This is a genomic window from Bacillus sp. TH17, from assembly GCF_016651125.1.
GTDB classification, from domain to species: domain Bacteria; phylum Bacillota; class Bacilli; order Bacillales; family Bacillaceae_G; genus Bacillus_A; species Bacillus_A mycoides.
This window is the reverse complement of sequence record NZ_JAEKEN010000003.1, coordinates 418,206-437,161: the sequence shown is the minus strand read 5'-3', so window position 1 is coordinate 437,161 and position 18,956 is coordinate 418,206. Positions and strand designations below refer to the sequence as shown.

Sequence of the window (18,956 nt, the reverse complement as noted above, 5' to 3'; positions counted from 1 at the left end):
CCACCATTTCTGGTAGCCATTTTCGTCTTCCTTCGCTACATTATTATACAATTAATACTTCTCCCGTAAAGCTTCAAGTTCCTTACGTTTCTCCTCGACATCCTCTCATAAAAATAAGATAACCTCTTTGATTTTCTTCATTTTCAAAACAATAAGCGGAAGTAAACGAACATTCAAAACTTCATATTTATAGATCAATCTGTTCAAAATCGATAGTATATTCTATAACAATATTGGTTCTTTAATGGTTGGTAAAAACTCGATACTCATGGCATAATTTAATAACAAATTGATATACTCTTGATTTGGTTCTAAGCAATGTACATTCTTCAAATATCCTTGCGTATACAAACAAGATGGTATAGCTACTGATAGCTCTTCTACAGATTCTAATAAAGGCATTATGAGCTCTAAAGCTTTCTGTTCATCAGTAGTTAGATTAGTATTAAAAAACTTCTCTATATACTTTTCTTGCTTCATTAACATGATATCGTATCCAAAAACTTGTAAACAATTAATAAATTGGTCCCATTTAAGCTGAGTTGGATTACAAATATGCATGGTTTTATTTACTGTGTTGGCCTTATAAGATAGTTCAGTAATGGCTAAACTTCCATAGTCCACAGGCGTTAAATCTACATACGTATTGATTTCAGGTGCTATGTTAGATAAGCATATCCCTTTCAATAATCTATAAAAGGCGTTTTCATTAATATTGAATTGAAATTTACCCGTTTTAGAGTTACCCACTAAATTCCCCACACGGTATATAGTAGCACGAACTCCTTTTTCCATTGCCTCCCTGACCATTTTTTCACCTTGAAACTTACTTTCTAAGTACACATTATCTAAATTTTGTCCTCTATCAAAATTAGACTCAAAGAATTTAAATTCTTTTGGATCGCTTTCAGCCTGTCCTACCACACTTAAAGTCGATATATAATGAAAGCGTGCATTTGTATTCTTAGCTAATTCCAATAAGTATTTTGTAGACTGAACATTTACCTTTTGAAAATGCTCACGTTCTCCATAGTGTCTAACTTCTCCACCACAATGTATTATTGACTCTACGTTACTCTTTAAATGATCCACTTTCTGTGGATCAAGACCTAGATTTATCAAAGATAAATCTCCTTCAATTAATTCTACTCTCTCCTCCAACTTTTGAAGAATTTCTTTACCAAAATAAAATCTCATTCTTTCTTTTAACTTTTCATCAATTACTTGATTTTCATTTTTTCTTACTAAACAGTAAATAGTCGTAGATGGCAACTGTAATAATTGTTCTAAAATATGTGCGCCTAAATATCCTGTTGCTCCTGTAAGGAAAACTGCTTTTGGATAATTCACCATATCTAACTCACATTCTTCTAATTTAGTTCTTTTATAAACCGGATTCGTTTTCGTTTCATTTTCAATACATGCTACATTAATATTTTTCTCTTTCTTTAACGACATATTTTCCATCTCTTCAATATGAGAGGCTAATTTTTCTATTGTTCTATACTTAAAGAAGTCTTGAATTTTCAAGTTAGGATATAACGGTTTTAATTTAACTAATGCCGGCATAACTTTTAAAGAATGCCCACCTAAATTAAAGAAATCATCTTTTAAGCCAATAGATTTTATGTTTAAAACTTCAGACCATACTTTTGCAATGTTTTTTTGCACTTTAGTTTGGGGCTTAAGTATACAATCATCCTTTTTCTCATTATCAAACTCTATTTCTGGCAGTTTTTCGAAATCAATTTTCCCATTAGCCGTTATTGGTATTTCTAACACATGAGAGTAATATTTAGGAATCATATATTCTGGCAATACATTTGATAAATGTATTGCTAACTTATTTTTCTCTATTTCTATACCGTCCACTGTTTTATAGTAAGCTTGCAATAGCATTCCATCTTTCGTTTGTGTTACCACAGCCTGACTTATCCCCTCAAATTGTAATATGGCATCTTCTATTTCCCCTAATTCAATTCTATGTCCTCTAATCTTAACCTGCTTATCTTTTCTTCCCATAAATTCTATATTTCCATTTGGTAACCACTTTGCTAAATAACCTGTTCGGTATAACCTTTTACTATTATCTTCTGAAAATGGATTTGAAATAAATGCCTGTTTTGTTTTCTCTTCCTGTTTCCAATACCCTTGGGCCAATCCTAAACTCTCAATATATAATTCGCCCATGCCCCCTACCGGACAATGTTGCATATATGAGTTCAAAATATGAACCTTTGTATTAGAAATTGGAATACCAATCGGTATACTACCTAAAATATTATTTTCGCATTCTAAGTCTGGTATGAAATAATACATCGCTGAAACAGTTGCTTCAGTAGGTCCATACTCATTTACCAGTTGCACTTGGTTTTTAAAAGTATTTTGCCAACTCCTAATAGCATTTGTGGATGCAGCTTCCCCTCCCATTATCATAAATCTTAAAGAACGTATCTTATCACTATCCAATTTAGTCAATGAAGTCGATAATTCATTAAAAAATACTGTTGGCACGTCAGAAATAGTTGCTTGTATTTATTGGATAGCTTGAGCATATGCTACAGTTGAATAGCGCTGTTCATCACTTAATAAATATAGTTCCGCCCCATTTAACAAGGTAGAAAAAATTTCCGATACAGAAGAATCAAAACTATGGGAATAAAACTGTGTTACTTTATCATTTGGGGAAATATGAAATACTTCATTTCTCCATTCAGCTAAATTTAATACTCCTTTATGAGTTAATAATGTACCTTTTGGTTTGCCTGTTGACCCTGAAGTATAAATTACATATGCCAAGTCATCTGGTTTATTTAAAATTTTAACATCATCATTTATTGTCGTACGATATATATCCTCTATTATTGAAACGTTATAATTACTTGAATTCAAATGATTTTTGTATTTGTAATTCGTTATAATTCTACATGCCTCGCTGTCACTTACTATATAATTAATTCTATCCTCGGGGTATTTTACATCGATTGGTATATAGGCAGCGCCAGCTTTTAATATTCCAATCATAGAGACAATACTATTGATACTTCTATCTAAAAATATGGCTACTTTGTCACCTGTTTTTATACCTTTTTCGAGTAAATGTTGAGCTACTTGATTAGAATTCATATTTAATTGTCTATATGTTAAAGACTCTGTTTCAGTCGCTATAGCAATCCTATTTGATTGTCTTTCTACTTGCTTATAGAATTGCTCCTGTATATTTTGAAAATAAGGATACGGTCTTTCTGTATGATTTACCTTTCTATATAGAGATTCCTCTTCCAGTGATAGGAATGAAAGATTCTCATGTGCCACTGTTCTTTGATGAATAAATGCGTCCAGTATATTAAGTAAATTTTGAGTAAACCTATTAATTGACTCTTCCTTGAAAAGATTAATATTATACTCAAATGAAATCTCTACATAATCCGATCCTTCTTCAACAGCTAAAGAAATGTCAAACTTACTAACATCTTGTTTATTAGGTAACAATTGAAGCTTGTACGCATCATGCTGTTGCAAAATATCTTTCTGATAGCTAAACATTGTAGAAAAGATAGGGTTATTTCCAAAACTTCTATCAGGATTTATTTGCTCAATTACTTTATCAAATGGGTACGATTGGTTTTGGAAAGAATTCAAACATTTTTCTTTAACGACTTGTACTAGTTGTTTTAAATTTTTCACATCATTTAATTGTGTTCTAATAGCTAAAGTATTTACAAAAAATCCTTGTATTTGTTCAAATTCCTGATAATTCCTTCCAGCAACCGGTGTACCTACAATAATATCTTTTTGATCCGTTAGATAGTGTAACAATTGTATATATGCTGCCAAAAATAGCATATACATAGACACATTCTCTTGTTCACATACTTGTTTCAAAGACTCTTTCATTTTATTATCTAACTTCATTTCAAAGACTTTACCTTTATTTGTACTTTGACGATCCCTACTAAAATCTAACGGAAGATTTAGTAGGGGAAGAGGCGCTGCAAGCTCGGTCATCCAATAAGATTTTTCTGTATCCCACCGGCCTAATTTTAGCTGCTTCTGTTCCCACTCAACATAATCCACATATCGATTAGGAATAGTTGGTAACTCGGGATTTCTTCGATTAGCAAAGGCATTATATACCTTCATTAATTCATCTAATAAATTCCTTACACTCCACTCATCGGTAATAATATGGTGTAAATTGATATATAAATAGGATCTTTTCTTATCAAGATTAAAAATTCTAATCCGGAAAAGTGGTCCATTTTCCAAATCAAATGGTGTATGATCCGTTTGATTTATTGTTCTACGTATATATTCTTGTTGTTCCTTTTTAGTTATGTGTTCAATATCATCGTGAATAAGGTCAATAGATATTGATTTTAATATGACCTGTCTAGGCTCCCCGTTTTTTTCAATAAACACTGTTCGTAGCATCTCGTGTCGTTCAACTAAAAATCTTATGGCGTCTTGTAAAATATTCTTTTTTAAACTTGGCTCAATATTTATGTGTAGTTGTGTATCATATACTCTATTAATAGCGTTATACTTATTTAAAAACCAGATTCTTTTTTGAGCACTGGATAACTTATAACATTCCTTATCTGCAACCTTTAATACTTGCATATCATGTTCTTCTCTATCCGTATTTACTTCCATTAATTTATCAATGTAAGCAGATAGACTAGCAATTGTTGTATGCTCAAAAATATCTCTAATTTCTATTTTCAAATGAAACTCTTTTTGAATTTGATTTAACACTTGCACAGCAATTAATGAATGTCCCCCAAGTTTAAAAAAGTCATCATCTCTGCTGATTCTATATTTCCCTAAATTTAAAATCTCTGACCATGTTTTTACCAACCTTTTTTCTGTTTCACTTATTGGTGGTACATATTGATTCTTCATATTTTCAAGTAAAGATGGGATTTGTAATTCTAATTTTTTCTATCAATCTTACCACTTGGTGATAATGGAAATGTTTTAAGGTGAAATACATAATTTGGAGTCATAAAATCTGGTAAACTTTCACTTAAGAATGTTTTTAAGTCCTCTTGTTTTATCTCTGTATTGTCTTTTGATAAATAAAAGCTAGCGATTTTGTCATTTTGATAAGTTACTACTACTGCATCTTTTACCTCTGGGTGTTTAAATAATGCTCTTTCAATTTCATCAAGCTCAATTCGATACCCACGTAGTTTTACTTGATTATCTTTCCTTCCGATAAATTCTAAGTTCCCACTTGGTAAAAGACGTACTAAATCCCCAGTGCGATACATTTTTTTATTGAGATTATAGGATTCTTCGAAAGAAATAAATGCCTCTTCTGTTTTTTCCTTTTGATTTATATATCCTTTGGCAACCCCATCACCACCAATGAATAACTCACCTACTACTCCTGACGGACATAACGTGTTGAACGGACTGACCACGAAAACTTTACTATTAGCAATTGGGTTACCTATTGGGATATTAGAACTTTCTTCTTTTATCTCATGATTTACTTCATAAATGGTTGTACATACAGTAGCTTCAGTAGGACCATATGCGTTAAGAACTGGAATCTTTAATCCTAATTTACTTTGCCATTTACGAACTGATTCAGCAGGTAGGGTTTCCCCTCCCACAAATACACATTTTAAAGAATTTAATGTAAGTAACATTTCTTTTGGCATATCAGCTATTAATTTAAAAAATGCAGTTGGTAAAAGAACATATGTAATACCATTCTTTTTAATTACATTTATAAATTCCTCTGCAGAACGTTTTTCGATTTCAGAAATTAAATGCATTCTCCCTCCGCATAACAAAATCGGAAATATTTCCATAATGGAGGCATCAAAAATCATCGTTGCAAATTGTAAAAATACATCATTTTTGTCTAAATTAAATTGATTCATTAATGAATATGATAAATTAATTACTCCTTTATGTGGTACACCTACTCCTTTTGGTAAACCTGTCGAACCTGACGTGTAGATAATATACGCTGTATCTTCTATGGTATGTGTAGGTACAATATTTTCTATAGAATTAGCGTAATGAAAATCCTCTAGATAAATTGTATGAATCGCAAAACTTTCAATTAATCCCCTGAATTCTTTCTTTGTAATAATCATTTGACTTTCACTATCTTTTAATATATATTCTATTCTTTTTTCAGGAAACTTTGGATCGATTGGTACATAAACTCCACCTGATTTTAGTATGCCTAGAATCCACACAATTGTATCAATCTCTCTCACCATAGTAATACTTACACGCTGTCCCTTTTTTATATCATTTTCACGTAAATAATTCGCAATTTGATTTGACCTTTGCTGCAAGTCATAATAGGTAATCGATTTATCCCCCATTGAAATCGCTTTTTGATTTGGCGATTTTAATGCTTGTAGATCGATTAATTGATCTAGTGTTTTTGAATTAGGATATGCAAGAGTATTTGAGTTTATATCTTTGTATAAACGATGATCCTTTTTTAAAAGTAAATCCAATGAATGGATAGGCTCATTTACATTCTTCATTAGTTTTTGTAACAAATATATATATCTTTCAACTAAATCACTAATACTCTCTGGTTTATATAACGCTGAATTATAGTCAACCTCAATTTTATTCTCTGTTTCCCCTTCATATCTCATTATTCTCCAGGTCATGTTAAAAGGATTTACTCTTTTACAATCTGTTAAAACTGTGGACTCAATATCTGGAATTTTCAATTGAGGTATCCTTACCGTATTAAATGCTGTTGAATATATCATATTATGATGTGTATTATTATTTAGATTTAAATCTTTTACTATATGTGAATATGGATTATGTTTATACTTAATAGCCAAATGAACAGATTTATTCACCTTGTTAAGTATTACCTTAAATGTATCCCCCTTTTCTATTGTTATACGTATAGGTAATGTATTAACAAAATAACCAAAAGCATTCCCTTCTTCCGTGTGTGGTCTAGTATTAATTGGAATACCTACAATAATTTCTTCAGCGTTTGTCATTTGATGAAGCAAGGCACAATAAGTACTTAACATAACCCGATAGACACTTATGTTATTTCTTTTAGCAAAACATTGTATTTGATAAAATAGATCGGCATCAATATTCTTACTTATATTTTCATTCGTATATATCGGTTCATTCATTTTATTAATAGTAGCAGGAAACTCTGTAGGAGGTAATTCACCTTGTAAATAATCTTTCCAATAGGATGATCCTTCTCTATATATTGCACGGTCAATAAAACCTTCCTCAAATTCTACAAGGCTCTTATAAGGAGATTCTGATACTAAACCCGTATTTTCTTGAAGTAATTCACAATAGATATGAGACAATTGTTGGATAAAAATTCCTAAACTACATCCATCATAAATAATGTGATGAAAAATCATATGTAAAATAAATTCATCTTCACACAATTTAATGATGTGGAATTTAAACAAAGGCCCTTCTTCTAAATTAAATTTCTCATTCACTATAGAGTCTAAGAATTTTTTAAAAATAAATTTTTGTTCTGTGTTTTTAAAAGCAGTTAAATCCTTAATTGGTATATCAAAATCTATACTTTTTTGAATGAATTGTTTAATTTTTTCGTCCCTCTTAATAAATAGTGTACGTAGCGCCGGATGAGATTGCACTATCAAAGTAAGCGCTTTCTTAAAAGTATCTATTTGAAGATTTCCTTTTAGCTTTATTATGGTAGCTTCATTGTTCATTCCATTTTCTAATTCCATTTGATGAGCTATCCATAATGCTTCTTGCCCTACTGTTGCATCCAATTCTTCTACAATTTCATATTGCTTTTGTATTTCCTTCATATGAATTTCTCCTTTTATAAATATTTCAAAACGGATAATATTTACAGTTACAACTATATGTACATATTCTACGATTTGTAAATGTATTTTTTTCGACTAAATTCAACATTTATTTCACTTATTGCATAGTTATTAAAATTATGAATAAAATTCATATTTATACCATGAAAGTTCATACTTTTATTCAATTTAAGCATAAAAAATCATTATACTAATAATTCCAATTTCTTTTTATAAAGTAATCTTATATTTATTTATTAAAATATACACTCTAATTTATACCCCGAAAATAAATTCAAGGATATTCCAACAGGTCACTATATATATTTCTAATAATATAAACTGAATAGGAGGAGTCCGTACATAATGGAATATAGATTATTAGGTAACACGGGATTAATAGTTTCAGAGATAGGATTTGGTTCTTGGGCGATTGGTGGGGATGAATGGGGCGCAGTAAAAGATAATGAATCCATTGATGCAATCAATAAAGCAATTGACCTAGGAGTTAATTTAATTGACACTGCTGATGTTTATGGACTAGGTCATAGTGAAACACTCGTTGCAAAAGCCATAAATAAACGTAGGCAGGATATCATTCTTTCTACAAAGGGTGGATTAATCGGTCATCATTATGACCAAAATCAACCAGCAGTTTTTGGAGATCCTCAAAAGATTATTGATGCGTTTGAGGCTAGTTTACTACGGCTTAAAATATCTACTACACTAGTTGAATACATGTTAGACAACATACAAATTAAATAAACAATTAATTCAGATATATTTTTAGAAACTTCATTATCTCACAATTACTTTTTTTAAAATCAATCAAAAAATTTTTCTTTACTTTAAATTCCATAGTTCATATAATTTTCTATGGAATTACATTTTTTTCTAAATATCTCCTCATTTCTAAATATTTGAAAGGATAATTACAAATTATTATACTCTTTTGTTTAACCAATTAAAATAAAAATCCAGATTTTCACAAGGAGAAGTGACTGCATGCAAGATATTTTAAAACTATTTCCGAGCGTTGACGGAAATGAAGAAAAACAACAACTTTTATTAGAATCTATGCAGAAAATAATTAAAAATCTTGACCAATTAAAAAATGAAGAGCGAGCTACTTTAGGTAAATGTGAGGAAAAATCAGAAGGATACTACAATGGCTTAATTCACCAAAGTCATATACCACTATCTGGAATCACTATGTCTGAGGTTATAGAAGAGCTAAACCAATTTATGAATGGCCATCCTTATCCAAATAAATACTACTTGTCTAACGCTGTACCACTACCAAGTATTCCATCACTATTGGGTATACTAACCATGTCCCTTTTAAATGGTAATGGTGTTTGGGATGTATATGGTCCAGGGGCAGCAGAAGCAGAAGTAAAAGTTGTATCCATGCTTTCAAAACTGATAGGTTATAATCCACATAACAGCGGTGGCTATACAACATGGGGTGGACAAGGATGCGTGTTTTCGAGCTTGCGCTTAGCAATTTCTAAACAATTCCCATCTGCAAAAGAACATGGTGCTCCACAAAATGTTTATTGCTTTGCTTCTGAAAATGCACATTATAGTTTATTAAAGTCAGCTGAAGCAACTGGCATAGGGTCAAATCACTTAATAAAAGTGAAAACTGATCCCTATACAAATTCTATGGATATAGATGATTTAGAGGCTAAAATGATACAAGTTATTAAAAATGGAGGTATCCCCCTTTATATTCTAGCTACTATGGGGTCAACAGATACATTTACCATTGATGATATAAAAAAATTAAAGAGAGCGCTGAAGCAATACAAAAAAAATATAAATTAAAACCTATTTATATCCATGCTGATTCTGCAATGGGCGGATTCTATAGTTTCTTTAATAATTATAGTTTTGAAGAAAATTTACTCTCATTTGAACCTAATGTGAAAAATGCCTTACAATACGTACAAGATAAAATGCAATATATGTCCCTTGCTGATAGTGTATGTTTTGATTTTCATAAATTAGGACAAACACCTTATGCTTCAAGTATATTAATCGTAAAAAATCATACTGATTTACAACTGATGGACATTGAACAAGATGACACACCATATCTAGGCAATAGGTCATATGGAAGTTATCATACAGGCTATACCTTAGAATGTTCACGAGCTGGTAGCGCTATTCCCATGTATATCAATCTATTAGCCTTTGGAATTGAAGGATATCAAAAATTATTAGCAAATTATGTTCGTGTAAATCTATTATTTAGAGAGAAGTTGCGTGAAGCTCTACCTCAAGTCGCAATCACAAATGATTTTACATATGGACCAATTACAACTTTCCGTTTCTATATGAATGGAGATGGCCAAGAAAATTGGGAAAAAGAACGAATAGGCCTTGCAACAAAAGAAGAGATTGAGGATACAAACCGATTAAATATAGAACTATTTAATTACCTAGGAAAAAATCGCGATCAAGTATTTTTTGGTGATACAACTCGTTCTTGTGTAGTAGATGTAATAAACAGTTATGATAGAAATCCGATTTCTACATTAAAATTCTTTTCTATCTCTCCATATACAACTGTTGAATGTATAGATGAGATCGTAGAATTTCTTTATAAACATATTTCGATTGCTACTAAACAAATTTATTCATATGTTTAATAACCATTTTTGTTAGCGCTTTAATAGTTAAACTTAACTAAATTAAATAAAATTTTTAATCCTTTTAATTACTATTCACTATATCAGGAAAGAGGAAAAACATATGAATATAGAGCTACTTGATACACACCACGTGAAAGATGCAGCACATTTACTTGCACATTCTTTTGTGAATAATGAACCTCTTGTAAGCAGTTTACAAATTCCTTTTGCTTCTTTTCACAAAATGTGCGAAGAAATGATGAAACAAGCTGTATCTCAAGCCATGTCATTTGTAGCAATAGAGAATTTTCAAATTGTTGGGGTTCTTTTAACAAAAAAAGTAACCCAGCCACTAATAGATACAGATAAAGCGACTGAACTATGCCCACAAATGGAACCTATTTTTCAACTTTTAGATACATTAGAGACAGAATCTATTGAGTTTTCTCATTTAGATAAAGAAAAATTGGTCTATCTAGATATGGGCGCTTGTCATCCAGATTGGATGGGGAGTGGGATAATCACCACCCTTCTTTCACATGCCATTCAAGAGATAAGTAAAAAAGATTTTGATTTTATTGCTGCTTGTACAAATAAAATTTCTCAAAAAATCCTTAAAAAACTGTATACGACCTTTGAAATGAATGAAATCGTGTATAGTAAATTTCTTTATAAGGAAGCATATCCATTTGCTAATACAACAACTTCCTTAGCAGCCCAATTACTTTATATACCTCAATCTCAATTTGTCATCGAGGCCATATAAATTGGTGAAGAAGACTAGCTATACTTGAGTGCAGCTATTTTTTATACAAAATAAGTTAGTAAAAGATATTCAAGTTAACATAAGTGTCACCTTTCACAATTTTACCAAATCATTAAAGGAATCTCCTTTCCCCTATCGAATTATTGTAGAGGAAAGGAGAGGAATACATGGAAATTCTAGGATTAGCTCCTCGCGCATTAGCAACTTTAGGTGCACTTGAATACACCAATCGACGCAATAAATTAATTGAAGACTCGGAGAATAACATATACGAGTGTAAAGAAATAAAAGAAATACTTCAATCACTCCCTAAAGAGAAGCAGATTGAGGTTCTTGAGAATCAAGCTCACTTTGAAGCAGTGGCAAAGATGATTGAACAAAACAATTTAATTCTTTTAGAACAGATGAAAGCTCTACAGCTAATTCAGAAATAACAAACTTATGATTGATTAATTCTACATATGCTTCCATAAATAATGTATCTTTATTTATATCATCAGCCTCTGTTTTTACAGGGGCTTTTGTTAAGCGTTGATTCATATTTTGAATTTGAATGGTTTCTTTCACATGTACGAATAGATCTTCTAATAAACCTGGTGTCGTCTCTAATTCTTGTTTTTCAATTTCCTCTGTGACAGCACTTATAAACTCCCATAGTACTTTTGCACCTAATAGTTCTGCTAAGCGTTTTTCACGCATTTCAAATGTTTTCATGTTCATATTGAACACTTCCTCTTCTGTATTTTTTACTATTAATTGGGTTATATGACAAAACCGATATATATGGTAATTAAATTCTATACCCCCCTTTCGTAAACTATAGTTTACAACGGGGTCCAAAAATAGATTCTACATTTGTTCCCAGACTTTCTGCTATTTTTATAGCTAACTTGACGTTAGGTTGTTTTTTATTATTCTCTATTTCGGAAATATAGGTGCGGGATAGCCCCACAAGTACTGCTAATGTTTCTTGTGACATTAGTTTTTCTTTCCTCAACTCAGCTATCTTATTCATTTATCTAATCCCCTTCATTCTTGTATTCATTCTTGTATTCATTTGATTACAAAACTATTGTAAACCATAGTTTACTTTATCGTCAACAATGTTTTACAAGTTTTTTCTATATTTTTGTTTCTTTTTGTAAATTATTGTTTACAATTGTACTAGGAGGATTACACATGAAGAAAACTCTTGGTGAAATTATTAAAAATTATCGTTTAACAAATAAGCTATCCTTGCGCGATTTTGCTCAAAAATGTGATGTTAGTCATACTTATATAGACAAACTTGAAAAAGGCGTAGATTCCAGAACTGGAAAACCGGTAGAACCAACACTATTAGTAATAGAAAAAATAGCAAACGCCATGAATATAAGCACAAAATCCTTATTAGAAGAAATAGGATTCATTACAAGAGATAATATTGAGGTAACTGATACAGAATTAGAACAGTGGTTTAAAGCTATTAAAAGTGCCTCTCCTCAAAAGCAGGAGGAATTAAAGAAGTTTTGGGAGTTTTTAATACAAAAGAAAAACTAAATTAGCTAAAAGGCCTCCACCTTGATAGGGTGGAGGTTTATTTGATTACTTTCATACTTTATAACACCAATGTTCACAGAATTGGTCACATTACTTACAAGATCTACTCAATTTTGTTGAATGCATCCTCTGGCATTGTTCGCAGCACACGCGAGTATGTATTTAATGTGATTTTAATGTTATTATGTCCTAATCTCTCAGGAATAATCTTAATATTCACATCCTCCTCTTGTAGTAACGTTGCATGGGTATGACGTAAATCATGAAAGCGAACCTTAGGAACGGCGGCCGCTTTATAAACATCCGTTTTTTTTCATTTTTGTAAAATGCGGTAATACAGAGGATATTTTCTATACTTTTATAAAAAAGGAAGCCTTCCTTTGAAACTTTAGCTTTAAATATCCTCCCATTTTTCTCACCATCTCCATAAGAGTACTCTGAGAATATCGGCTCCTCTTCTCGATTATGTATCTTCGTGTCTAAATATGAGATTATATAACTCATCAAAACACGTTGCTCCATCCAATTCACAGTTTTCTTAAACAAAATTCACATTAATTCATTATCTTAAATGAATAACTTCTCCTGATATAAATTCCAAATTTAAGTACCTTTATTATATATAGGTGTAATATCACACCTTTTTAAAAATCAAACTTCACGTGCAGCATAACTTTCACCTATTCCTTTACGATAAAACATCATATTAAGGACTTATTCATATCATTATGTGTTACATTGTATATTTTTTAATCTGTTTATATAAATTTCCATTTCGATTGAATTAAAACCCTCAGCTCTTCAACAGTAACCAGTGGTTTACGATGAATCATACTATGACAATTAGGGCAAAGCATTGCTAGATCTTCAATTTTAGTCGTTTCGTCATTTTTCATTTCAGATATCGGTTTTCTATGATGTGCCTCTATGAAATTCTTTCCTCTATCACCATAAACTTGTTCAAAGTCCATTCCGCACGCCTCACAATAAAGCCTCCCGTGTACTTGGATAAAGCGTTCCTTAGCTTGTTTAACTAATTTATTATTACGTTCTCTATATCTGTGTAATCTAAACTTTTCTTTCCCTTCAGGAAAATCATCTTCTTCATCCACATGTGTATCAAGAGTTATTGTTATAGCTTCTTCACTCAATCGTATTAGAACATCCTTAATAGGATTAAAATCTTCCATTTCTTTTTGTAACAGAGACAGAGCATCAGAAATATTTATTCCTTCAAAGATTCCTTTATGGTCATTCTTTATCCCAATATGATGTAGAATACCCATAGCTTGATAACCTTTGCTCTCCTTCGAATCTAAACCAAGGATATTTTCATCAATCCAGCGGTGACTTTTCGCATTGAATAAGTACTCATATACAACAGAATCTCTTATTTCCTCTCCATAAGAACTATACTCTCGATTTCTTTTAACAGGTTCTAACTTTGAAGTTGAAGTAACTTGAACAGAACCTATTCCTTCATATTCTTCCAAACTTGTAGAAAAAGAAACCTTATAGTATTTCTTATCTATCTTTTTAAAAATCATATACGGTACGTTATCCTCAACTTTATTATCCTTTCTAAATTCTTCATATATATTAGGATACTTCATTTGAACATACTCGGTTAGTTTACTAGGCCATAATAATTTTGTCCTAGCTTTTTCTCCCAACCCCTTTCTAATCCTAGCAAGATAGTCTTGTTTCATAAACTCTAGAGTTATTTGAAAATTGCTATTTTCCTTCATTACATCTATCTCAAAAAAAGACCTTATATCAATAGGAATACCTGTTTCATTATTAATAAAAGAGGATTTATCCATTTTTTTCATAGCAATATTATTTGATTTTAAAGCCCATGAATGTTTACTTATTTCTTTTAAGGCTGAATTAACCATACTATTTAGATTCATCATCATTCTCCTGTTCTTGATTATATTTAGAATCAAATAAGTCTTTAAGGTTTAAATAGAAGAGCGAGACTTATCTCAATTCATATACTATCATAATATTATTACTAAGATACAAACTCAATGATACCAAGGGTTTGATCCGTTTTTATAATGTTTTACTGATACTTTCGAATCCAAATCTAATAAGTATGATATAACGATAAATAAGCGAATAACAGGAACATTTTATTTTATTAAAATCAGGTTACAAAAAACGTTACATTTAAATTGCATATCAAGTGCTAATAAAATATTGATTTTATTAAAAACACTCTTAGCTTAGCCCCTTTAGCAAACCATTCTAGAGACTCCATTCTTCTCCATATAATGAGCAGAGAGTTGAATCTGTACTATCCCGTAATTCATGTCCTGCTTCGTAGAAACAAAAGTAAAGATAAAAAAAGACCTCCTAAGGAAGTCTATTTTTAATTATATAGTGTTATTGACGGTTCAAGTATTTGTTCTTCACTTACTTTTCCTTGATAGCTCTTAGAATTGAACCAGTTGCTATTAACATCGTACCTGCTACAAAGAATGACGCACTAAGTACAAAGAAACCTGTAAGTACATTTGTATTGATAATATAATTATACGCATCTCCGCCTACGTAGGCATATTTATTCGAATCGGTATATGTTTCAGAATTTTGATATCCTCCGAGTCTATCGAACCCTAAGAAAAGTAATACTGCTGAATGAATGTAAAAGATAATTCCCCAAATTGTCCATTTTTTTGTTTTCACGATAATTCTCCTTTTTGTGTCTGTTACTAATTAATTAATTAATTAATTAATTTATTTATACAGTTTAATTGTTTTTTAGTAGAATGTAAATCATATTAATCTCGACTTTCTTAGCCTCAACATCTATTCCTAGCTTATCAACTTCTGATGTTAATTGATTCTTATTATCAACAAGGTTTAAAACCTCTTAGAACCCTGTCCTTCTATTGTCAAGTTTCTTTCGCTCAGCATCCATGCCTTCTTTAACCTTTCTCTGGTTCTGGTGCAAAAACTTTGAAGTAGATGAAAATGGTCTATCAAACTTGGAAATACTGATAGTACTACTCTATAAAAGGTGTGTGATCAGTATGGAAAAGGAGAATTTATTTAAGTGGAAACATTATCAACCAGACATCATCTTGTTAACTGTACGTTGGTACCTACGGTACAACTTAAGCTTTCGTGATTTGGTGGAAATGATGGAGGAACGAGGGTTATTCCTGGCTCATACAACTATTATGCGATGGGTACATCAATATGGACCGGAGTTTGATAAACGAATTCGACGTCATCTCAAACAAACGAATAACTCATGGAGAGTGGACGAAACATATATAAAAGTAAAAGGACAATGGATGTATTTATATCGTGCTGTTGATTCTGAAGGAAACACGATTGACTTTTATTTGAGTAAATCTAGAAATCATAAGGCTGCAAAGCGATTCTTCAAGAAAGCCTTGCGGTCTTTTCATGTCTCAAAACCTCGTATCATCACGGTTGATAAGAACCCTGCTTATCCAATTGCTATCGAACAGTTGAAGAAAGAAAAAAGGATACCAATAGGCACCAAAATCCGAAGGATAAAATATTTAAATAACATAGTAGAACAAGATCATCGTTTTATTAAAAAGCGTATACGCTCTATGTTGGGATTTAAATCATACAAAACATCAGCCTCTATATTGAGTGGCGTTGAAGCCATGCATATGGTCAAAAAAGAACAAATTGATTTGCAGGACCATTCTGTCCAAAATCAGAATATTTTTATCAACCAGCTGTTTGGATTAACTGCTTAACAGATGATTCCGTTAGGAATCCTTGATTCTTTTTTATTTATCATCTTTTTGCACCAGAACCGTTTTTTCTGACTATCATAAAATTTTAGAAGGTATGATTTTAATATGGAAAGACCACATTTTGTTTGAAAATATCCCTTAAGTTAATGGAGGTGGGGTACCTCCAATTCACATTATTTCCCCTAGTTCTTTCTATGTTCCTTATTTGATTCTAATTTACTAACTGATTAGCGTTATTGCAAATCAAGATAATAAAACCGCATCTCCAAATGTTAGATAACTATCTAATACATTGGAGATGCGGTTCACTTAGGTCATTGAGGATTCATCTATCCTCTTTATTCGAAGATTACATTTATCATACTAATTTAATATTATATTCCTGAAGCCAACTATTAACTTGAAGTAAATAATCTATTATACCTCGTGCATCATTACCAGAAATTACTTTGTCTTTTCCTTCTGCAATAGCACGAACTCTTTCTACATTTATTAATGGTAAAATAGGTGATTGAGGATCGTTCAACACATGTAACATCCAATCACTAATACCTTGTAGATAAGAAGCATCCTTTGTGCTTGGATATGCACTTTTTTTGCGATAAAGTACATCCTCTGGAAGTACATTTTCAAAAGCTCGACGTAAAATACCTTTTTCAATATTGTCTATGCTTTTCATTTCGAATGGAACATTCCATAAGTATTCTACAAGCCGGTAATCGCAAAATGGAACTCGTACTTCAAAGCCATTCATCATACTTGTACGATCTTTTCGTTCTAGCATAAATGGCAAGAAACGTGTAATAAACATGTAAGACATTTGACGTTGCTTCATTTGCAGATCACTTTCACCTTCTAAAAAAGGAACCTCAGCAACCGCATCTTCAAATTTTTGTTTTTGATATTTTTCAGGGCTAATCTTTTCTTTAAAATCCTCTGATAAAATTTCTGTACTATACCATAAATTAACACTCCAAGGGAATATCTCTGCATCTAAAAACTTCTCTTGATGGAACCATGGATATCCTGAGAACACTTCATCTGCGGATTCGCCTGAAAGTGCAACTGTTGCGTCTTTTTTCATTTCCTTAAATAGCAAATAAAGTGATGTTTCTAGTTCTCCAACTCCAGGTAGATCACGCGCTCGCATTGGAATTAATAAATGCTCTATTAAACTATCTGATCCTAACTCTATAGAGTGATGCTTTGTTCCTACATATTCAGCCACACGTTTCACCCAAGGTTCATCACGATCAAAACGAAGGAAGTCTTGCTCAAAGTCTTTTTCATCATTGATGAAATTCAAGGAATATGTATGAAGACGTTCCCCTTTATTCCCAAATTCGTTTCCTGCTAAACCTGTTAGACCACTTGAATCTAAACCTCCGGAAAGCATAGATACCACTGGTCTATCAGCAATTAACTGGCGTTTAACAGTATCTTGTAAAATGGAGTGGATTGTCTCCACTGTCGTATCAATATCATCTATATGTTTTTTACTTTCAAGTTTCCAATACTGTGTCGTATTTGAACCATTAGAGGTAAACGTCATATAATGACCCGCACGTACTTCATGTATATCCTTAAAAATCGCATGACCAGGAGTACGTGTTGGTCCAAGACAAAATACCTCAGAAAGTCCTTCTTTATCTACTTCTGCATTTACAAGCGGATGCGAAAGCAAAACTTTTAACTCTGAACCAAAGAGAATTGCGCTTCCTCTTTGAGCGAAAAATAAAGGCTTCACACCTAGATGATCACGACCAAGCATCAATTTCCCAAATCTTTCATCCCAAATACCAAAAGCAAAAATCCCATTTAAGTGTTGAACACAATCTTCTTGCCATTCTAAATAAGCATGTAGTAATACCTCTGTATCAGACTTTGTCTGAAATTCATGACCTTTCCCCTCAAGTTCTTTACGTAATTCTTGATAGTTATAAATTTCTCCATTGAACGTAAGGCCAATCGTATCATTTCCATCTTTATATAGCATAGGTTGAAGGCCACCTTCAGGATCAATGACGATGAGACGTCGATGACCTAATGCTGCTCGTTTTGAAAGCCAATGCCCCTCTGCATCAGGCCCTCGGTGAGTGATAGCATCTGTCATTTTTTTTAACGTTTCTTGTTCATGAGACAGGTCTTTAGACCAGTCTATCCACCCTGCAATTCCACACATAGTGTCTACCTTCTCTCAAATAGTATAGAAACCGACTAAAATTAAATATCAGTCGGTTTTCCGTAAAAAAATCCGACTAAAAACATCTTTTAGTCATGTTTATATAATAAAACGAATTAAATAAAAAATCAAATAATTCAATCAAGAAAGAAATCACTGTCCCCTTTCACTTGAATTCTCATCGTCTGATTAAAAAGTTATTACCTTAAACTTTCATTTTTATCCTAAGTTATAAAGTTGCATTCTATTATAGTTATATAC

8 protein-coding genes and 4 pseudogenes are annotated in these 18,956 nt (G+C 31.7%); 5 read left to right on the top strand and 7 right to left on the bottom strand.

Annotated elements, in window-relative coordinates:
* Nucleotides 1–222: 222 nt before the first annotated feature.
* Nucleotides 223–7,820 (bottom strand): annotated as a pseudogene (locus JFT95_RS28595) (non-ribosomal peptide synthetase).
* 366 nt (nucleotides 7,821–8,186) lie between these two features.
* Here JFT95_RS28595 and JFT95_RS28590 point away from each other — a divergent pair.
* From JFT95_RS28590 to JFT95_RS28580, 3 genes and pseudogenes are all read left to right on the top strand, one after another.
* Nucleotides 8,187–8,534: pseudogene (locus JFT95_RS28590) on the top strand (aldo/keto reductase); the annotation flags it as partial.
* Between the two features lie 291 nt (nucleotides 8,535–8,825).
* Nucleotides 8,826–10,477 (top strand): annotated as a pseudogene (locus JFT95_RS28585) (pyridoxal phosphate-dependent decarboxylase family protein).
* 103 nt (nucleotides 10,478–10,580) lie between these two features.
* Nucleotides 10,581–11,225: a GNAT family N-acetyltransferase gene (locus JFT95_RS28580; protein WP_201053979.1), complete on the top strand. Its 645-nt coding sequence runs from the start codon at nucleotides 10,581–10,583 to the stop codon at nucleotides 11,223–11,225.
* Nucleotides 11,226–11,534: 309 nt separating this feature from the next.
* Here the strand turns inward: JFT95_RS28580 and JFT95_RS28575 are convergent, their stop codons facing one another.
* Both JFT95_RS28575 and JFT95_RS28570 read right to left on the bottom strand, forming a co-directional pair.
* Complete coding sequence (locus tag JFT95_RS28575) at nucleotides 11,535–11,945, bottom strand: hypothetical protein (protein ID WP_201053978.1); 411 nt, start codon at nucleotides 11,943–11,945, stop codon at nucleotides 11,535–11,537.
* 97 nt (nucleotides 11,946–12,042) lie between these two features.
* Entirely contained in the window at nucleotides 12,043–12,240 is a 198-nt protein-coding gene (locus tag JFT95_RS28570) for a helix-turn-helix transcriptional regulator (protein WP_201053977.1), read from the bottom strand.
* Nucleotides 12,241–12,404: 164 nt separating this feature from the next.
* Between JFT95_RS28570 and JFT95_RS28565 the strand changes: the two genes are divergently transcribed.
* Nucleotides 12,405–12,764 carry a helix-turn-helix domain-containing protein gene (locus JFT95_RS28565; RefSeq protein ID WP_201053975.1) on the top strand — a complete coding sequence of 120 codons (360 nt, stop codon included), beginning with the start codon at nucleotides 12,405–12,407 and terminating at the stop codon, nucleotides 12,762–12,764.
* A 103-nt stretch (nucleotides 12,765–12,867) separates the two neighbouring features.
* Here the strand turns inward: JFT95_RS28565 and JFT95_RS28560 are convergent.
* The 3 genes and pseudogenes from JFT95_RS28560 to JFT95_RS28550 all read right to left on the bottom strand — a co-directional run.
* A pseudogene (locus JFT95_RS28560) lies at nucleotides 12,868–13,059 on the bottom strand (tyrosine-type recombinase/integrase); the annotation flags it as partial.
* Between the two features lie 463 nt (nucleotides 13,060–13,522).
* On the bottom strand, nucleotides 13,523–14,677 hold the full coding sequence (locus JFT95_RS28555) for an HNH endonuclease (protein WP_201053973.1): 1,155 nt from the start codon (nucleotides 14,675–14,677) through the stop codon (nucleotides 13,523–13,525).
* A 508-nt stretch (nucleotides 14,678–15,185) separates the two neighbouring features.
* Nucleotides 15,186–15,458 carry a hypothetical protein gene (locus JFT95_RS28550; protein ID WP_000850455.1) on the bottom strand — a complete coding sequence of 91 codons (273 nt, stop codon included), beginning with the start codon at nucleotides 15,456–15,458 and terminating at the stop codon, nucleotides 15,186–15,188.
* 347 nt (nucleotides 15,459–15,805) lie between these two features.
* Between JFT95_RS28550 and JFT95_RS28545 the strand changes: the two genes are divergently transcribed.
* Nucleotides 15,806–16,513 (top strand): IS6 family transposase, encoded by a 708-nt coding sequence (locus JFT95_RS28545; protein ID WP_201053972.1) that lies wholly within the window; start codon nucleotides 15,806–15,808, stop codon nucleotides 16,511–16,513.
* Nucleotides 16,514–16,871: 358 nt separating this feature from the next.
* Here the strand turns inward: JFT95_RS28545 and asnB are convergent, their stop codons facing one another.
* Nucleotides 16,872–18,695 carry an asparagine synthase (glutamine-hydrolyzing) gene (gene asnB, locus JFT95_RS28540; protein WP_201053971.1) on the bottom strand — a complete coding sequence of 608 codons (1,824 nt, stop codon included), beginning with the start codon at nucleotides 18,693–18,695 and terminating at the stop codon, nucleotides 16,872–16,874.
* Nucleotides 18,696–18,956 lie beyond the last annotated feature (261 nt).

Bases quoted from the DNA above. Each gene is read 5' to 3' on its own strand.
- JFT95_RS28580 (WP_201053979.1), top strand. From the start codon at position 10,581: ATGAATATAGAGCTACTTGATACACACCACGTGAAAGATGCAGCACAT.
- JFT95_RS28555 (WP_201053973.1), bottom strand. From the start codon at position 14,677: ATGAATCTAAATAGTATGGTTAATTCAGCCTTAAAAGAAATAAGTAAA.
- JFT95_RS28570 (WP_201053977.1), bottom strand. From the start codon at position 12,240: ATGAATAAGATAGCTGAGTTGAGGAAAGAAAAACTAATGTCACAAGAA.
- JFT95_RS28545 (WP_201053972.1), top strand. From the start codon at position 15,806: ATGGAAAAGGAGAATTTATTTAAGTGGAAACATTATCAACCAGACATC.
- JFT95_RS28565 (WP_201053975.1), top strand. From the start codon at position 12,405: ATGAAGAAAACTCTTGGTGAAATTATTAAAAATTATCGTTTAACAAAT.
- JFT95_RS28575 (WP_201053978.1), bottom strand. From the start codon at position 11,945: ATGAACATGAAAACATTTGAAATGCGTGAAAAACGCTTAGCAGAACTA.
- asnB (WP_201053971.1), bottom strand. From the start codon at position 18,695: ATGTGTGGAATTGCAGGGTGGATAGACTGGTCTAAAGACCTGTCTCAT.